This is a genomic window from Soonwooa buanensis (assembly GCF_900167905.1).
Classification (GTDB): domain Bacteria; phylum Bacteroidota; class Bacteroidia; order Flavobacteriales; family Weeksellaceae; genus Soonwooa; species Soonwooa buanensis.
On the sequence record NZ_FUYZ01000003.1, the window covers coordinates 136,464 to 154,140 of the forward strand.

The 17,677-nt window shown below is 36.7% G+C and carries 12 protein-coding genes; 9 read left to right on the forward strand and 3 right to left on the reverse strand.

Annotation, left to right across the window (positions count from 1 at the left end; all coding sequences use genetic code 11):
• Window positions 1-37: 37 nt before the first annotated feature.
• The 3 genes from secA to msrA all read left to right on the forward strand — a co-directional run bounded on the left by secA (window position 38) and on the right by msrA (window position 4,937).
• Complete coding sequence (gene secA / locus B5X62_RS05960) at window positions 38-3,109, forward strand: preprotein translocase subunit SecA (protein WP_079666494.1); 3,072 nt, start codon at window positions 38-40, stop codon at window positions 3,107-3,109.
• Window positions 3,110-3,301: 192 nt separating this feature from the next.
• Window positions 3,302-4,267 carry an ROK family protein gene (locus B5X62_RS05965; RefSeq protein ID WP_079666495.1) on the forward strand — a complete coding sequence of 322 codons (966 nt, stop codon included), beginning with the start codon at window positions 3,302-3,304 and terminating at the stop codon, window positions 4,265-4,267.
• A gap of 22 nt (window positions 4,268-4,289) precedes the next feature.
• Window positions 4,290-4,937: a peptide-methionine (S)-S-oxide reductase MsrA gene (gene msrA / locus B5X62_RS05970; protein WP_079666496.1), complete on the forward strand. Its 648-nt coding sequence runs from the start codon at window positions 4,290-4,292 to the stop codon at window positions 4,935-4,937.
• A gap of 505 nt (window positions 4,938-5,442) precedes the next feature.
• Here msrA and B5X62_RS05975 read toward each other — a convergent pair.
• Both B5X62_RS05975 and B5X62_RS05980 read right to left on the reverse strand, forming a co-directional pair.
• Entirely contained in the window at window positions 5,443-6,354 is a 912-nt protein-coding gene (locus tag B5X62_RS05975) for a DUF3078 domain-containing protein (protein ID WP_079666497.1), read from the reverse strand.
• A gap of 7 nt (window positions 6,355-6,361) precedes the next feature.
• Window positions 6,362-7,468: a DUF3078 domain-containing protein gene (locus B5X62_RS05980; RefSeq protein ID WP_079666498.1), complete on the reverse strand. Its 1,107-nt coding sequence runs from the start codon at window positions 7,466-7,468 to the stop codon at window positions 6,362-6,364.
• 142 nt (window positions 7,469-7,610) lie between these two features.
• Between B5X62_RS05980 and B5X62_RS05985 the strand changes: the two genes are divergently transcribed.
• The 6 genes from B5X62_RS05985 to pth all read left to right on the forward strand — a co-directional run bounded on the left by B5X62_RS05985 (window position 7,611) and on the right by pth (window position 15,978).
• Window positions 7,611-8,387: a rhomboid family intramembrane serine protease gene (locus B5X62_RS05985; RefSeq protein ID WP_079666499.1), complete on the forward strand. Its 777-nt coding sequence runs from the start codon at window positions 7,611-7,613 to the stop codon at window positions 8,385-8,387.
• A 20-nt stretch (window positions 8,388-8,407) separates the two neighbouring features.
• A complete protein-coding gene (gene dprA / locus B5X62_RS05990; protein WP_245797161.1) occupies window positions 8,408-9,514 on the forward strand; it encodes a DNA-processing protein DprA in 1,107 nt (368 codons plus the stop codon).
• Window positions 9,515-9,691: 177 nt separating this feature from the next.
• Window positions 9,692-11,050: an NADP-specific glutamate dehydrogenase gene (gene gdhA / locus B5X62_RS05995; RefSeq protein ID WP_079666501.1), complete on the forward strand. Its 1,359-nt coding sequence runs from the start codon at window positions 9,692-9,694 to the stop codon at window positions 11,048-11,050.
• A gap of 89 nt (window positions 11,051-11,139) precedes the next feature.
• Window positions 11,140-14,508 carry a transcription-repair coupling factor gene (gene mfd, locus B5X62_RS06000; protein WP_079666502.1) on the forward strand — a complete coding sequence of 1,123 codons (3,369 nt, stop codon included), beginning with the start codon at window positions 11,140-11,142 and terminating at the stop codon, window positions 14,506-14,508.
• A gap of 39 nt (window positions 14,509-14,547) precedes the next feature.
• The gene (locus B5X62_RS06005) at window positions 14,548-15,411 is read left to right on the forward strand and encodes a hypothetical protein (RefSeq protein WP_079666503.1); all 864 of its coding nucleotides are present in this window, start codon (window positions 14,548-14,550) and stop codon (window positions 15,409-15,411) included.
• A 3-nt stretch (window positions 15,412-15,414) separates the two neighbouring features.
• On the forward strand, window positions 15,415-15,978 hold the full coding sequence (gene pth / locus B5X62_RS06010; protein WP_079666504.1) for an aminoacyl-tRNA hydrolase: 564 nt from the start codon (window positions 15,415-15,417) through the stop codon (window positions 15,976-15,978).
• A gap of 70 nt (window positions 15,979-16,048) precedes the next feature.
• Here pth and B5X62_RS06015 read toward each other — a convergent pair whose 3' ends face one another.
• The gene (locus tag B5X62_RS06015; RefSeq protein WP_079666505.1) at window positions 16,049-17,641 is read right to left on the reverse strand and encodes a SulP family inorganic anion transporter; all 1,593 of its coding nucleotides are present in this window, start codon (window positions 17,639-17,641) and stop codon (window positions 16,049-16,051) included.
• Window positions 17,642-17,677: the final 36 nt, after the last annotated feature.

Sequence of the window (17,677 nt, forward strand, 5' to 3'; positions counted from 1 at the left end):
AACTAAGGATGATTCCTGACGAAAAAATCAATAGATAATGAGTTTTTTAAATAGTGTTCTTAAAAGTTTTTTGGGTGATAAAAACGCAAAGGACTTAAAAGAAGTAAAAAAAGTTGTTAACAAGATCAAAGCTGTAGAGCCTAACATTCAGCAACTAACAGATGATGGACTGAGAGAGAAGACAGAAGAGTTTAGATCAAAGATCAAAACAGCTACAGCTTCTATTACAGAGCAGATTAACTCTGTACAAGAGCAATTAAAAACTACAGAAAATGTTGATGAGAAGGAAGCTCTTTTCGGTAAAATAGAAGCTCTTAAAAAAGATTCTTACCAAATCGAAGAGAAAGTTCTTGGAGAAATACTTCCAGAAGCTTTCGCATTAGTAAAAGAAACTTCTAGACGTCTAGCTCAGAATGGATCAATCCGTGTGAAAGCATCAGATTGGGACAGAGAGTTGGCTGTAACTAGAGACTTTGTAGAGTTAGAAGGCGATACTGCCGTTTGGAAAAACCAATGGGATGCCGCTGGTACAGCTGTAACTTGGGATATGGTACATTATGACACTCAGTTTATTGGTGGTATTGTACTACACTCTGGTAAGATTGCGGAGATGGCAACTGGTGAAGGTAAAACTTTAGTAGGGACACTTCCAATTTTCTTAAACGCACTTCCAGGACGTGGTGTACACGTTGTAACGGTTAACGACTATCTTGCAAAACGTGACTCGGCTTGGATGGGACCACTTTATATGTTCCACGGGATGAGCATCGATTGTATCGATAATCACCAACCTAACTCGGATGCTAGAAGAAAAGCTTACCAATCGAGCATTACATACGGAACAAACAACGAATTCGGTTTCGATTACTTAAGAGATAACATGGTGTCTTCACCAACCGAATTGGTACAAGGCGAACTTAACTTTGCAATTGTCGATGAAGTTGACTCGGTTTTAATTGATGATGCAAGAACGCCATTAATTATTTCAGGTCCAGTTCCTCAAGGTGATAGACAAGAGTTTGATGTTTTAAAACCATCTATCGACCGTATCGTTGATATCCAAAAAAGAACCATCACAGGTATTTTTAATGAAGCAAAAAAATTAATTGCTAACGGAAATACTAAAGAAGGTGGTTTCAAATTATTACAAGCTTACAGAGGACTTCCAAAATCTCGTCCTTTAATTAAATTCTTATCAGAAAGCGGAAATCGTGCATTACTTCAAAAAGTTGAAGCGCAATATATGCAAGACAACAACCGCGATATGCCAATTGTAGATAAAGATCTTTATTTTGTGATTGATGAAAAAAACAATCAAATCGATCTTACTGACAAAGGTGTAGAATATATGTCTGCTGGTAACGAAGATCCTAACTTCTTCGTATTACAAGATATCGGGACAGAAGTAGCAGAATTAGAAAAACAAGGTTTAACAAAAGAAGAAGAATTCGCTAGAAAAGATGAATTGTTCAGAGATTTCGCTGTTAAATCTGAGCGTATCCATACCCTTAACCAACTTCTTAAAGCTTACACGCTTTTCGAAAAAGATGACGAGTACGTTGTTATCGATGGCGAAGTAAAAATCGTTGATGAGCAAACTGGTCGTATTATGGACGGTCGTCGTTATTCTGACGGTCTTCACCAAGCGATTGAAGCTAAAGAAAATGTAAAAATCGAAGCGGCGACTCAGACTTTCGCAACGGTAACTTTACAGAACTATTTCCGTATGTACAACAAGTTAGCAGGTATGACTGGTACAGCGGAAACTGAAGCTGGAGAATTCTGGCAGATTTACAAATTGGATGTTGTAGTTATCCCAACCAACAGACCAATCCAAAGACATGACAGACACGATTTGGTATACAAAACGAATCGTGAAAAATATAATGCTGTAATCGAAGAAATTGAAAAATTAACAGCTGCTGGAAGACCAGTTCTTGTAGGGACAACTTCGGTAGAGATTTCTCAATTGTTATCGAGAGCATTACAACTTAGAAAAATTAATCACCAAGTTCTTAACGCGAAACTTCACAAGAAAGAAGCAGAAATCGTTGCTGGAGCTGGTCAGCCAGGTGTTGTAACGATTGCAACTAACATGGCAGGTCGTGGTACGGATATCAAGCTTTTATCAGAAGTTAAAGATGCTGGAGGTTTAGCAATTATTGGTACAGAAAGACATGACTCAAGACGTGTTGACAGACAGTTGAGAGGTCGTGCTGGTCGTCAAGGAGATCCAGGATCATCTCAATTCTATGTGTCTTTGGAAGATAACTTGATGCGTCTTTTCGGTTCAGAAAGAATTGCGAAAATGATGGACAGAATGGGCCATAAAGATGGTGAAGTTATTCAACACTCAATGATTTCTAAATCTATTGAAAGAGCGCAGAAAAAAGTTGAAGAAAATAACTTTGGTATCCGTAAAAAACTTCTAGAATACGATGACGTAATGAACAAGCAACGTGACGTAATCTACAAAAGAAGAAAGAATGCATTGTTCGGTGATCACCTTAAGTATGACATCGTTAACATGATCTATGACACGTCTGCGTCTATTGTTGCGGCGGCAAAAGCTAACGGAAACTTCAAAGATTTCGAATTTGATTTAATTAAATATTTCACAATGGAATCTCCAGTTACTGAGCAAGAATTCAGCAACTTACAAGAGAAACAATTGGTGGACAAAGTTTTTGCAAGCGCACAAGAAGATTACAAAATGAAGTTGCAACTTCTTAAAGAAAAAGCAAACCCAATCATCGAGAATGTATTCCTTAACCAAGGTAGCATGTTCAAAATGATCCAAGTTCCTTTCTCTGACGGTGTTAAAACAACAACTATTGTAACAGATCTTCAACAAGCTTACGAAACTAAGTGTGAGAGTCTTATCACAGATTTTGAAAAGAATATATGTCTTGCAATCATCGATGAAAACTGGAAAACTCACCTTCGTGAGATGGACGACTTGAGAAGATCATCGCAAGGTGCTGTTTACGAGCAAAAGGATCCGCTAGTAATCTACAAGCAAGAATCTTTCTTCCTATTCAGCGAGATGGTTGACAAGGTTAATAAAGAAATCATTTCATTCTTATACAAAGGCGAAATTCCTGCATAAGAATATTAAATATTATAAAACCGAAGATTTTTCTACAATCTTCGGTTTTTTTGTTTTTAAAATTAGAATACTAACGAGCTGTAGATTGATAAAAACTTTAAAATAAAACTTTTATTATCTTTTGAAACTTTTGCGCTTATCATGTTTAAGCTCTAAGATTTTCACTAAATTTATCTTTCGATAAAATACAAGATGGCATTACTAGATTTATCCAACGAAGTCGCAATCGGCATCGATATTGGCGGCACTAATACTAAATTCGGACTCGTTAATCACCGTGGCGAAATCCTCCAAAAAGGAAGCCTAAAAACAACGGGTTACGACAAAGTCGAAGACTTTATAGATGAGCTTTACAACAAAATAAAAACCTTGGTTGACATGCATCCCGAAGTATCGGTGCGTGGCGTTGGCGTTGGCGCTCCCAACGCGAATTATTATAAAGGAACGATAGAGCACGCTCCCAATCTTAGCTGGAAAGGCGTTGTTCCGTTCGCAAAATTAATCACAGAAAAATTTGAAAAACCTTGCTCCATCACCAATGATGCTAATGCGGCAGCTTTGGGCGAAATGATGTACGGTGCGGCGCGCGGTATGCGAGATTTTATCATGATAACTTTGGGAACTGGCGTTGGTAGCGGTATTATTTCTAATGGTCAATTAATCTACGGTCACGACGGTTTTGCTGGTGAACTTGGTCACACAATTGTGAAACCTGGTGGAAGAAGACATTGGAGCACAGATTCCGAAGGTTCATTAGAAGCTTATGCATCGGCGTCTGGCATTAGCATTACAGCAAAAAAATTGCGCGCAGAATTTCCGAGTTCGATATTAAATGATTTCCCAGAAGATGAAATCAATTCGCAAACCGTATTTGAGTGCGCGGAAAAAGGCGATGATATTGCGAAAGAAGTTTTCCGATATACAGGTCAAATTTTGGGTGAAGCTTTAGCCAATTTTGTGATGTTCTCGTCGCCTGAAGCGATTTTGTTATTTGGAGGTGTTATCAAAGCGGGCGATTATATTTTGAAACCAACCAAACTCCACATGGAGAAAAATTTGTTACCGATTTTCCGTAATAAAGTGAAATTAGTCACCAGCGAATTGGATGAAGCCGATGCTGCCATTCTTGGTGCAAGTGCTTTGGTCTGGGAAAAATAATTTTATTTAAACTTTTTTAAAAATGAAAAATCTTGCATTATTTATATTGACTTTGTTAGTATTTGTCGGTTGTAATGGACAAGATTCTAAACCTAAATCAATAAATATTAAACCTAAAAATAATCGTAAAATGGAATTAGCAACAATAGGAGGAGGCTGTTTTTGGTGTGTCGAAAGCTGTTTCAATATGTTAAAAGGTGTCGAAAGTGTAACCTCGGGATATTCTGGTGGACATAAAGACAATCCCACTTACGAAGAAGTTTGTACGGGAGAAACTGGGCATGCAGAAGTCGTGCAAATTAAATTTGATCCAAGCATCATTTCGTTTTCAAAACTCTTGGAAGTTTTTTGGTTTTTGCACAATCCAACAACGCTTAACCGACAGGGCAATGATATTGGAACACAATATCGTTCGGTGATTTTTTATCATTCTGAACAACAAAAACAAGACGCTGAAATTTCTCTTAAAAACTCGGAAGCGAAGCAAGAATGGGAAGGGAAATATGTGACAGAAATTGTTCCTTTCGAAAAATTTTGGGCTGCTGAAACTTATCATCAAGGTTATTACAACGCCAATCCGACGCAACCTTATTGTAGCGCGGTGGTTGGTCCAAAAATTCAGAAGTTTAAAAAACACTTTGGTGCGTTAGACATGTTGAAGTCTGAATAAAGTATTTTGCGGTTCTGATGTATTCCGTTGGGGTTCCGAAATAAAGTCACGGCCTTGTTTACATCTGTTTTGAGATTCTTGACGTCAAATTTTATCTTCATTTAGGTCAATTTTGATATTGTTAAACCCAATTACTAGGTCTTGAACGACACTTTTGATGTTCTGTAAGGTCAACGGAATATTGTAGAACGTTAATGAAGATGTTTTTTGATGCATCAGATGTATTAATCAATTCATCGAGATGCTTTTTTACAGCGTCATTGCACTATTAGACATCATTGTACTGATAAAAATCCAGAGGCGGCGAAGCTTTAGCTTCGCCGCCTCTGGATTTATTAACCTAAGCTCGTGATAAGAAAATTAACATCAGTTTGAGTGGTTTTCGAAGAAAACTGTATCGAAAACAAGCTAATTTTCTTATTATTAAAAACTTCTCGATACAAAATCTTGCAGATTTTTGCTCGAAGTCACCTTAACCAAGTAAGATTTTATTTAACAATAAAAACTATTTCCAAGTTTGGTTATCTTTTCTATCAGAACGTTTAACACCGTTATCGATGTTATACGCAAGACCGATTCCCAAAGTTTGTTTAAGCTGAGTTTTCTTAATTTGATTATGGTCGTAGATAAGATCTAGAGTGATTAACGAAGAAATATATTTATTAATTTTCATGTTAAGCACACCGCCGTAAGAAAGCACCAAACGCTCAGGATGATCTAGATAGTTCGAAAATACCGAAGCCGAGTTCATCAAGCTGATGTTCTCCATAATTTGCAATTTGTATTGTGCAGTTCCCAAGAAACCGAACTGGAACAATGACGAATCGCCATCATGTTTAAGTCCGTAATTTCCTGCCAATTGTAAATCTTTATCACCAACAAAAGTCCATCTTGCATTGGCTGGACGTAGTGACATTGTAAAATTATCATTCGGCTTGTATGTGAAACCCGCACCAACATTAACATAACCTGGCGCCATAAAGTTTGAAATCTTTTTAGCATCTGGATTATTACCATCCTCATAACCTGCAGAAAATTGCGTTAACAAGCTTGCACCAACTGACGCGTACCAATGTCCCGAAATCTGTCTACCATAGTTAGTAGAAAGGTTGATGATATCTTGTGTTTTACGATTTCCTAGACCTTTTGTATTGTTCATCCCGTAACCTAAAATCACGATGTTTTCCCAAAGGTCTTTATCTTTTTCGTAAGTCATATTGTAGTTAACACCCGCGATCCAGCCAACGTTGTTAGCTCCACCACCAACCCAGTTGGAGAAAGCCGCTTGGTTTAGCATTAACGTATTTTGACCAACGATAGACCATGCTTTTGTAGAGTCTGCAACCGCAACTTCTTTGTTATCTTGCGCCTTTGCAAGAACTGTCAAAAACAAAGAGGCGAATAAAAGTTTTTTCATGTTTGTATTATTTAATAAAAGGATTAATTATTTTATTGTTTTTATCGCGTTCAAGTTTGAATCCAAAATTATAGGTTAAACCAACACCCAAAGTCTGTTTAGTTTGTAAACCCGCAATTTGGTCATGATCGTACACCATGTCAAATGTAACAACAGTCGTTATAAATCTATTGAACTTCATATTTAAAGCTGCTGAATAAGCTACATCAACACGTTCAAAATGTTCTAAATAATTGGAAAAGAGATTCAGTTTGTTGAGGAGCGTCATATCTTTCATAATATTAATACGATAGGTCGCATTAACCATCGCCCCAAGCTCTGTTCTCATACTTTGTCCATCTCTTTCGAGACCGAATTTGCCAGCTTGTTGTAGATGTGGATCCAGAACGAATGTAAATTTACCATTGATAGGACGCATCACCAATTGGAAATTATCATTAGGATTGTACGAAATACCAAGACCTAAGTTAAGATAACCTGGCGCCATAAATTTGGAAACGCGATCATCATAGGTCGGATCAGGTGTTAAAGAATAATTATATCCAGCCCCAAACTGCGATGCAAATTGGAAACCTGTTGACAAATAATAATTAGAGCCTAACTCATAACCATAATTAGAAGAAAGGTTGATATAATCTTCGGTTTTTCTGGTCGATTGTCCTGTTGATGACACAAAACCATAACCTAGCTGCACATTATTTTCAAGAAAATGTTTTCCAGTTTTGTAATTAAAATTATAGTTCACTTTTCCGATAACGCCGATGTTATCGTTACCCCCAGCATACCAATTCGAAAACGATGATTGGTTAAATACGAGGCTATTTTGTCCAAAAATAAACCAACGTTGTGCTTCAACAGTGTTAAACATACTATAAGGCGTTATTGGCATATCTTGTAATGACAATTGTGGTCGATCTTTGAAGATAATTGTATCACCTTTTTTAATAACCTTTATATTGGATAGCGTTTCTGTATCAATACTATCCAAAACCGTATTAGCAGTCTTCCAATTAGCTTGCGCTATCGAGTCAATGATTTTGCTAAGATCAGGTCTTTTCTGAGAAAATAATATTAAATTTAATCCTATAAATACTACCGAAAATAATTTCTTCATCGTTTAATTCAATCTTACAATCTGCAAAATTAAGACAAAATAAATAATTTCACTTTTTTTAAAAGTTAAAAACCTGCAACACAAAAATCTGGACAGAATTTCCTAATTCTATTTTTGGCAACCAATTTGACAATCCAAAAGCATGTTTATAAAAAGTATCAACCGCAAAGCACTTGTTGCTCCTATCATAATGCTTGCATTAATGTGGATTGGCTATGCATTACAAAACTTAGGTTTTTTCAGCAATTGTACAGGTGCCATTATTCCGTTGATGCCGGACGGACTACTAGGGATTATCACGTCTCCATTTTTACATGGAAGCCTCGAACATATTTTCGGAAATAGCGTTCCGATTGCTGTACTTTTATTTTTGTTGTATACGTTTTATCCAACAATTGCCGACAAAGTTTTAATAACAGGTTGGATTAGCACAGGACTTTTGGTATGGTTACTTCCGCCTATCGATATTTTTACAGGACAATGGAACTACGCTTGCATCATCGGCGCCAGCGGCCTAGTCTATGTTTTAGCATTTTTCTTGTTCTTTAGCGGACTTTTTCGTTGGGACATGAAGTTGTTAACAATCTCTTTGTTAGTCGCTTTATATTACGGAAGTTTGGTTTGGGGTATGTTACCAGAAGAATTATTTAGTAACTTACAAGAGCCAAGCAGGATCTCTTGGCAGTCACACCTTGCTGGCGGATTGGTTGGGATAATTCTCGCATTTTTGTTCAGAAAAATCGGCGAGAAGAAAAAAAAATTTATTTGGGAATTCCCGAATTATTACAGCGAGAAAGATGACAAAATGTGGCAAGAATATAAAGAGAAATTTCCAGATGACTTTTTGGAGCTTCCTCACAAACCAAAAGATAATATTTGGGATCATCTTGACGAGATAAGACGTCGCGAATCTAACTAACCATTCTAAACCCCAAACTGATGAACACTGAGCATCTATACGCTATTGCATTACGAAGTTGCCATCAACTTGGGAATCTCAATTATAAAAAACTGATTGACGAATTTGGATCTGCCGAGCAAGTTTGGAATCTTCCAAAATCTTCTCTCAAACAGATTTTTGGTATTGGTGATAAACGCTCGGAGGAAATCGGTTCCGAAAAACATTTGGATTTTGCGACTTCGGAGTTACAGTTTTGTGAAAAAAACGATATTAAAATCATTTCTTTCCAAGACAAAGATTATCCGCAACTTCTCCGAGAATGTCCAGATGCGCCAGTTTTATTGTTTGTAAAAGGGCAAATTCCTGATGATACGCATAATGTCAGTATTGTTGGCACCAGAAACATTACAAGCTATGGAAAGCAATTTATCGATGATTTTTTATCTGAATTAAAATCTAAAAAAGTGTCAACCATCAGTGGTTTGGCTTATGGTGTTGATGCCCAAGTTCATGAAAAATCTTTACAACTCAACATCCCTACTGTTGCAGTTTTGGCGCATGGTTTACACATGATTTATCCTTCAAAACATCATCGTTTATCACATCAAATTATTGACAACGGTGGCGCACTTATTTCAGAATATACTTCGAAATCAAAACCTGACCGCGAACATTTTCTCCAACGCAATCGCATTATTGCAGGGTTTTCTCAACAATGCATCATCGTAGAATCGGCATTTGGAGGCGGATCGATGAACACCGCCAATTTCGCCAACGACTACAACCGCGATGTTTTTGCACTTCCTGGAAAGTTATCGGACAAATACAGCCAAGGTTGTAATCTACTCATTTCGCAGAACAAAGCGCAGATTATCCACTCTGTATCAGATTTGGTGCAAACTTGCTTCACCAATCAAGCAGAAGTTGGAAATCTTTTTTCAGAGTTTGAAATTCCAACTATTGACAATCCAATACAATCGGAAATCTATCGTTTAATACAAGAAAAGATTAGCATTTCTTTTGACGAATTATTAAACAAAATCGATAAAAATCCACAAGAACTTCTTAATATTTTATTAGAAATGGAACTTTTGGGATGCATAAAATCGCAATCTGGCAAGAATTACACTTGTTCTAATTATTAATATATTGTTAACTTGATAAGAAAATTTTATTTTTAGTTCTAAATTTTCAAAAAGAAAAGCATTTTATGAAAACATTAAGAAAAATCTTTGTTTAAGCTAAAAAGCATTAAAAAAACTCAATAATTGTTTTGCTTTTTTGAAAATAAAATTAAATTTGTCACATAACATTAAAGCTTTATGGAGCAACACGAAATCGATCAAAAGATTAAAGATTTTATCGCCAATATCGAAGCGAAAAATCCAAACGAACCAGAATTTATCCAAGCGGTGAAAGAAGTTGCTGTGACGGTTATCCCTTTTATTGCAACAAGGCCAGAGTACGATGGCATGAAGTTGCTAGAAAGAATGGCTGAGCCAGAACGTGCAATTATCTTCCGTGTGCCATGGGTAGATGACAAAGGCGAAATCCAAGTTAATCGCGGATTCCGTATCCAGATGAACTCTGCAATTGGCCCGTACAAAGGCGGTATCAGATTTCACCCGACTGTTAACCTAAGTGTTCTTAAGTTTTTGGCTTTCGAACAAGTTTTCAAAAACTCTTTGACAACGCTTCCGATGGGTGGTGGTAAAGGCGGTTCAGATTTCGATCCACAAGGCAAGTCCGATATGGAAGTGATGCGTTTCTGCCAATCCTTCATGACAGAATTGTGCAAGCATATCGGTCCAGAAACTGACGTCCCAGCTGGTGACATTGGTGTTGGTGCTCGAGAAATTGGATATCTTTTCGGACAGTATAAACGTATCCGTAACGAGTTCACGGGTGTATTGACTGGTAAAGGTTTGGCTTATGGTGGATCTTTGATTCGTCCAGAGGCAACAGGATTCGGTGTTGTGTATTTCACAGAGCAAATGCTAAAAACGATTAATCAAGATATTAAAGGAAAAATTGTCACAGTTTCTGGTTTCGGAAATGTGTCTTGGGGTGTTATCAAAAAGATTGAACAACTTGGAGGCAAGACAGTTACAATCTCTGGTCCTGACGGCTATATCTATGATGAAGAAGGGATTTCTGGTGAAAAAATTGACTATTTACTAGAGTTAAGAGCAACTGGAAATAACCGCGCTGAAGATTATGTTAAAAAATATCCAAACGCAAAATTCTTTGCTGGGAAACGCCCTTGGGAAGTGAAATGTGACATTGCAATTCCGTCTGCTACTCAAAATGAATTAGATCTAGATGATGCTAAAAAGTTGGTTGCTAATGGTTGTATCTGTGTGACAGAAGCGGCTAATATGCCTTCAACTTTGGAGGCGATCAATTATTTCTTAGAAAATAAAGTTTTATTCTCTCCAGGAAAAGCATCTAATGCTGGTGGTGTAGCAACTTCTGGTCTAGAAATGACGCAAAATTCTATTCGTCTTAACTGGACATCCGAAGAAGTTGATGCTCGTCTTAAAGAAATTATGATTGGCATCCACAAAGCTTGTCGCGATTATGGTAAAGAAGAAGATGGTTATGTTAACTATGTAAAAGGTGCAAACATTGCAGGTTTCGTTAAAGTTGCCGAAGCGATGTTAGCGCAAGGTGTGGTTTAGAAAAATTTTAGAAATTCTTATATTTGCATAATAAATACGATTCCGGAAAACTTTCGGAATCGTTATGTCGTTTATAGACTTTAGAATTTATGTCACTAAAAACCATTCAACAATATCTTCTTCCAGACCTTTTGAAAAACGAATTTGGAAAATCCATTTTCGAGGCTTTGGAGCAATATCAACATATTTCTGTTAAAGGTTCGGCGGGATCGTCTGCTTCTATTTTTGCAGCGGAACTATTTGTTACTCAGAAGAAAAGCGTTCTTTTTGTTTTTAATGATAAAGAAGAGGCTTTATACGCAAATGCGGAAATCGAAGATCTTGTCGGGAAAGAAAATGTTCTGTATTTTCCGGCGACGCATCTTGATCCGTATCAAATCGAAAAGACGCAAAATGCCAATCTTGTACTTCGGACAGAGGTTCTTAACAAATTGAATTCCAGTAAAAAAGCTAAAATAATTGTAGCTTATGCTGGCGCGCTTTCGGAGAAGGTTTTAAAAAAGGAAGATTTCAAAGCTATTTCACATCACATCAAAGTTGGTGATCAATTGGATTTTGATTTTGTTGATGAATTATTAAACCATTATCAATTTAATCAAACCGATTTTGTGTCCGAGCCTGGCGAATTTTCTGTGCGTGGTGGAATTGTCGATGTGTTTTCATTTGCCAACGAAAAACCTTTCAGAATAACCTTTTTTGGAAATGAAGTTGAAAGCATAAAAACTTTTGATATCGAAACGCAACTTTCTGTTGGTAAAGTAGCAGATTTTCAATTGGTTTCGAACATGAATTATAGCGTTACTGGAAATAAGGTTTCGTTGTTCGAATTGTTGCCAAAGGATTGTTTTGTCTTAGCGAAGAACGCTTTTATGTCATTAATTCAGGTTAAGAATTTTTACGAAAAAGCAGAAACGAAATTTGAAAGTCTTAATAAAGATATTAAACATCAAAGTCCAAAAGAGCTCTTTGTTTCAGAAGATGATTTTGTTAATTCTCTGAAAGATAAAGTTTTAGTTGATTTTACTCTGGACACACTCAAATTACATGATATTAAATTTCATCAAGTTGATGCGTTCCAAACACAGCAACCATCTTTCCATAAAAACTTTGAACTTCTGATTGAAGATTTAATGGAGAAACAAGCGGAAGGTTATGATACTTGGATTTCATTTTCAACAGAAAAGCAAAAAGAAAGACTCGAATCTATTTTTGAAGAACTGGAAAAAGAAGTGCCTTACAAAGGTTTTCTTTCAGAGCTTCATGAAGGTTTTGTAGATAGTAAAAATAAAATTTCAGTTTACACAGATCATCAGATTTTTGATCGTTACCAACGCTTTAAAGCAAAGAATTCGTTCGCAAAGAGTGAGCAGTTGACACTCAAGGATTTAACATCTTTAAAAATTGGTGATTACATTACCCATATTGACCACGGAATTGGAAAGTTTATGGGACTTGTAAAAGTTACCAATGATGGCAAAGTTCAGGAATGTTTTAAGCTAAGTTATAAGAATGGCGACTTACTTTATGTGAGTATTCATTCGCTTCATAAAATTTCAAAATACAATGGACCAGATGGTCGCGAGATTGTTTTAAGCAAGTTAGGATCTCCAGCTTGGAAGACTTTAAAACAGAAAACTAAAGCTAAAGTTAAACAGATTGCATTTGATCTGATTAAGCTTTATGCCCAACGAAAAATGGCGCGAGGATTTGCTTTTTCACCAGATTCTTATTTACAAAATGAATTGGAAGCGAGTTTCTTGTACGAGGATACACCAGATCAAGAGAAAGCAACTATTGATGTTAAACATGATATGGAAGCCGAAACCGTGATGGATCGTTTGATTTGTGGTGACGTTGGATTCGGTAAAACGGAGGTTGCAATTCGTGCTGCTTTTAAAGCGGCAACAGATGGGAAGCAAGTTGCGATTTTAGTGCCGACTACAATTTTGGCATTTCAGCATTATCGAAGCTTTAAAGAAAGACTTAAAGACTTTCCAGTTAACGTGTCGTACCTCAATAGGTTCCGTACTGCAAAACAAAAATCTGAAACCATACAAGGACTTGAAGAAGGAAAAGTTGATATTGTCATCGGTACGCATCAATTGGTTAGCAAAAATGTTAAATTCAAAGATCTGGGACTTTTAATTATTGATGAAGAGCACAAGTTCGGGGTTTCTGTAAAAGATAAACTTAAAACATTGAAAAACGATATCGATACGTTGACCTTAACTGCGACGCCAATTCCGAGAACATTACAGTTTTCGTTAATGGCCGCTCGAGATTTATCGGTTATTAAAACACCACCGCCCAATCGTCAACCTGTTGATACACAGTTAATCGGGTTTGATGAAGAATTGATTCGAGATGCGGTTTCTTACGAATTGCAACGTGATGGCCAAGTTTATTTCATTAATAATAGAATTGAAAATCTTAAAGACATTGCGGGGCTAATCCAAAGATTGGTTCCAGATGCTCGAGTAATTACTGGACATGGACAAATGGATGGCAAAAAGCTTGAAGAAAATGTCCTCGACTTTATGGAAGGTAAATATGACGTTTTGGTGTCGACAACCATTGTGGAAAGTGGAGTAGACGTGCCCAATGCGAATACTATTTTCATTAACGATGCGCACCGATTTGGGATGGCAGATTTGCACCAGATGCGTGGTCGTGTTGGTCGTAGTAACAGAAAAGCTTTTTGTTATCTTCTAACGCCGCCGATGGATATGATGACATCGGATGCTAGAAAACGTCTTGAAGCCATCGAACAGTTTTCGGATTTGGGAAGTGGTTTTCAGATTGCGATGAAGGATTTAGAAATTCGTGGTGCTGGAGATTTGTTGGGTGGAGAGCAAAGTGGTTTCATTAACGAAATGGGTTTTGAGGCTTATCAAAAAATTATGCAAGAAGCTTTAGAAGAATTAAAAGATGATGAAGAATTTGAGAAATTGTTTGATAATGAAGAAGAGCGTCAAAAATTAATTAAATCTACCAAAGAAGTTAATGTTGAAACCGATTTGGATTTGATGTTGCCAGACGATTATGTATCGAGTACCGAAGAGCGACTTTTGTTGTATCAAAAATTAGCGGATATCGATAACGAAAAAGATTTGCAAAAATTTGAAAATGAATTGGTTGATAGATTTGGTGCGTTACCAAAAGAAGCTATTAATTTATTAAAAAGTGTTAGTCTTAAATGGCTTGCGGCTGATATCGGTTTTGATAAAATTGTTATGAAAAATCGTGTCTTTTTAGGTTATTTCCCAAGCAATCCACAAGATAAGTTTTATCAAACAGAAAAGTTTAGAAAGATCATATCCTATCTTCAACTTAATCCAGCAGAAGCACAACTAAAGGAGAAAGCTGGTAAGGAGGGAAGTCAGCTGATGATGCGTATCGACAATATTAATGACGTGGATGCCGTTAATATTTTATTGCAGAAGATTTTAGCAAGTTAGGATTAATTGAAATATAGTATTTTTGTAAAAATTTAAAAGATGAAATTAAGTTTCAAAGCTCTATTTTTGGCAGGTGCCATTTTCGCATTTAATGCGTGTGACTCTACGAGAGATGCAAATGGCGACTCATTAGTTGGGATTGATTATGGCGATATAGATATGCCAGACGGCGATGGCGATACAAATACTTCGGTCAAAAAGCTTAAAAAAATTGAAGATACGAATGGAGACGGGGATGTTTTAACAACAACTTATACATACGACGCAGATAAGCTTACCAAAGTCTATTCGAAATCTAGTCTTGGAGATGAGTATACGTATGTTCTTGTTTATAATGGAACAGAGATATCGCAAATAAAGCAAACTCAAAAAGAAGAGGGCGAGTCGCAAGTGGATACAACTTATGATTTGGTATACACTGGAGGAAAGGTGACTTCTATGAAAGCTGTCGCGAAATCTAGTGATGTTGAGGTTTATAAAATTGATACTCAGTTTAGATATTCGCCAAGTAATATTTCTGGTGCTAAATCTACCTTCGTAATGGGCACGACCGAGATGGGCAGTTTGGATAGCGCATTAGGTTTTACAGGACCAAATCTTACTTCGTTTAAGTTGACTTCTACTGTTCCGTTTTTCCCAGAAGTGGAAATGTTGATGTCTAATTTTGATGATAAAAAGAATCCGTTTGCAAATTTTCCTGAAGCTTTTAAAGCTTTTTCTATGAATTTTATGTTAGGTTCATCTTCGCCTGTCGCTATGTTTTCTCAAAACAACTATAAAACTATTAAAGTGGTTGGTGATAGTGTTTCTTATGATATGACATACACCTACAACACTGATAATTATCCAGTTGCTGGTACAAGAAGTGATAATGGTGGAAAAATTACTTTCGAATATTATTAAACTATGAAATATCTTATTGTTGGCTTAGGCAACAAAGGTGACGAATATACTGAGACCCGGCATAATGTCGGGTTTAAAGTTGCTGAAAAAATCGCTGAAAAAATTGATGCACCGTTCAAATCTAGTAATTTTGGATTGTTGGCAGAAGGAAAGCACAAAGGCCGAAGAGTTTTTGTTCTTAAACCTGATACTTACATGAATCTTAGCGGAAATGCAGTTAGATTTTGGATGCAAAAAGAGAATATTCCGTTGGAAAATGTTTTAGTGATTACCGATGATTTGGCCTTACCTTTCGGAACTTTAAGAATGAAAATGAAAGGCGGCGCAGGTGGTCATAACGGACTTAGAAATATTGAAGAAGTTCTTAATACGGGAAATTATACGAGACTTCGCTTTGGGATTTCTGCTGAGTTTAAAGATGGACAACAAGTCGATTATGTGCTCGGAAAATGGTCCGACGAAGAAAATGAAAAACTACCAGAACGATTGGATAGGTTTGCGAATGCTAGTTTATCTTTTGTGTTCGCTGGTGTTGGTAATACGATGACAGCTTTTAATGGTAAATAAAATCGAAAAGCGAACCAAATTTTGGTTCGCTTTTCTTTGATAGAATATAAGTGAAAAAAGAGTTTTATTATTAAATCGCGCGTCGATGCTCAATAATTACATGAGAATCTTCGTCGATTGCATAATCTTTATAAGAGGTTTTAAAACCAATTAATCGTACTTCGATATCTTCTTCTCCAGCTCTTACATTCGCGAAATCTTGTATCATTTCCAAAACATCGGTCGCAATGTAAGATGTTCCTCTAGCATCTATGGTTACGATAGAATTTGCTTTGATGTTTTTCAGCGTTTTCTTAATCGCAGCTTTATTTAAAAACGAAACTTCTTCCGCAAGTTTAATGTTAATTTCATCGGCAGCGTTAAGTTTTTCTCGACTTAAATAATAAGCACGTTTCATATTACCCTGAAGAACATAGATAATCGAAATCGCCAAACCAATCGCCACACCTTTTAATAAATCTGTTGCTACAATTGCGATAATCGTTGCTATAAAAGGGATAAACTGGTATTTTCCTTTGTGCCAAAAATGCATGATGTTTTTAGGACTTGCTAGTTTGTAACCAATTAAGATTAAAACGGCAGCCAAAGTCGCTAGTGGAATCATATTCAACAAAAATGGAATACTCAGCGCACAGACAAGTAGCAAAACACCATGTATCATCGTTGAGATTTTATTGGTTGCACCTGCGTTAGCATTTGCAGAACTTCGCACGACAACCGAAGTCATCGGAAGTCCACCAATGAAAGAACTCAAAATGTTACCAATACCTTGCGCACGCAACTCTAGATTGGTGTCCGTAATTCTTCTTTTGGAATCGAGTCTGTCCGAAGCTTCGATACACAAAAGCGTTTCAATAGAGGCTACAATCGCAATCGTTGCGCCAACAATCCAAACTTTATAGTTTAAAAAACCTTCGAAAGCTGGGAAAGTAATCATTGCTTTAAAATCATCTGCCGTTTTTGGAACAGGAAGATTTACCAAATGCTCTTTTGAAATCGCTAAAGAACTTCCACTCGCTAAAAAGATTTGATTTAAAACAATACCTGCAATAACAGCTACCAAAGCGCCTGGCAGAAGTTTTAGTTTCTTTAAAGCTTTAACTTTATCCCACATGAGTAGAATTGTTATCGAAACTAAAGTTACCACAATCGCTCCTGGATGTATCGCTGAAAGTAAATTAGTAAAAAAGGCTGGATTAATTCCGTTATCAAAAATTGATTCGCTTGCAATATTGCTGTTATAGCCTAATGCCAACGGAATTTGTTTAATAATGATAATAATACCAATACCTGCCAACATACCTTCGATAACATTGTTTGGGAAATAGTTGGAAATACTCCCAGCACGAATAAAACCTAATATTAACTGTATAACACCAGCGATAATACCAGCTGCTAAAAACAATTCAAAAGAGCCTAGATCTGTGATGGCAGCGATAATAATGGCTGTAAGTCCCGCTGCTGGCCCCGATACCGAAATGTGCGAGTTACTAATAAATCCGACAACCAAGCCCCCGATAATACCTGAGATAATTCCTGCTAATGGTGGTGCGCCAGATGCTAATGCGATACCAAGACAAAGTGGTAAGGCAACTAAAAAGACGACAAGTCCTGATGGGAAATTCTCCTTGAATAAGCCCATGAAGTTTTTTGCTTTTTTCATATCCGAAAAAGTATAAGTATATAACCTCATTACTGA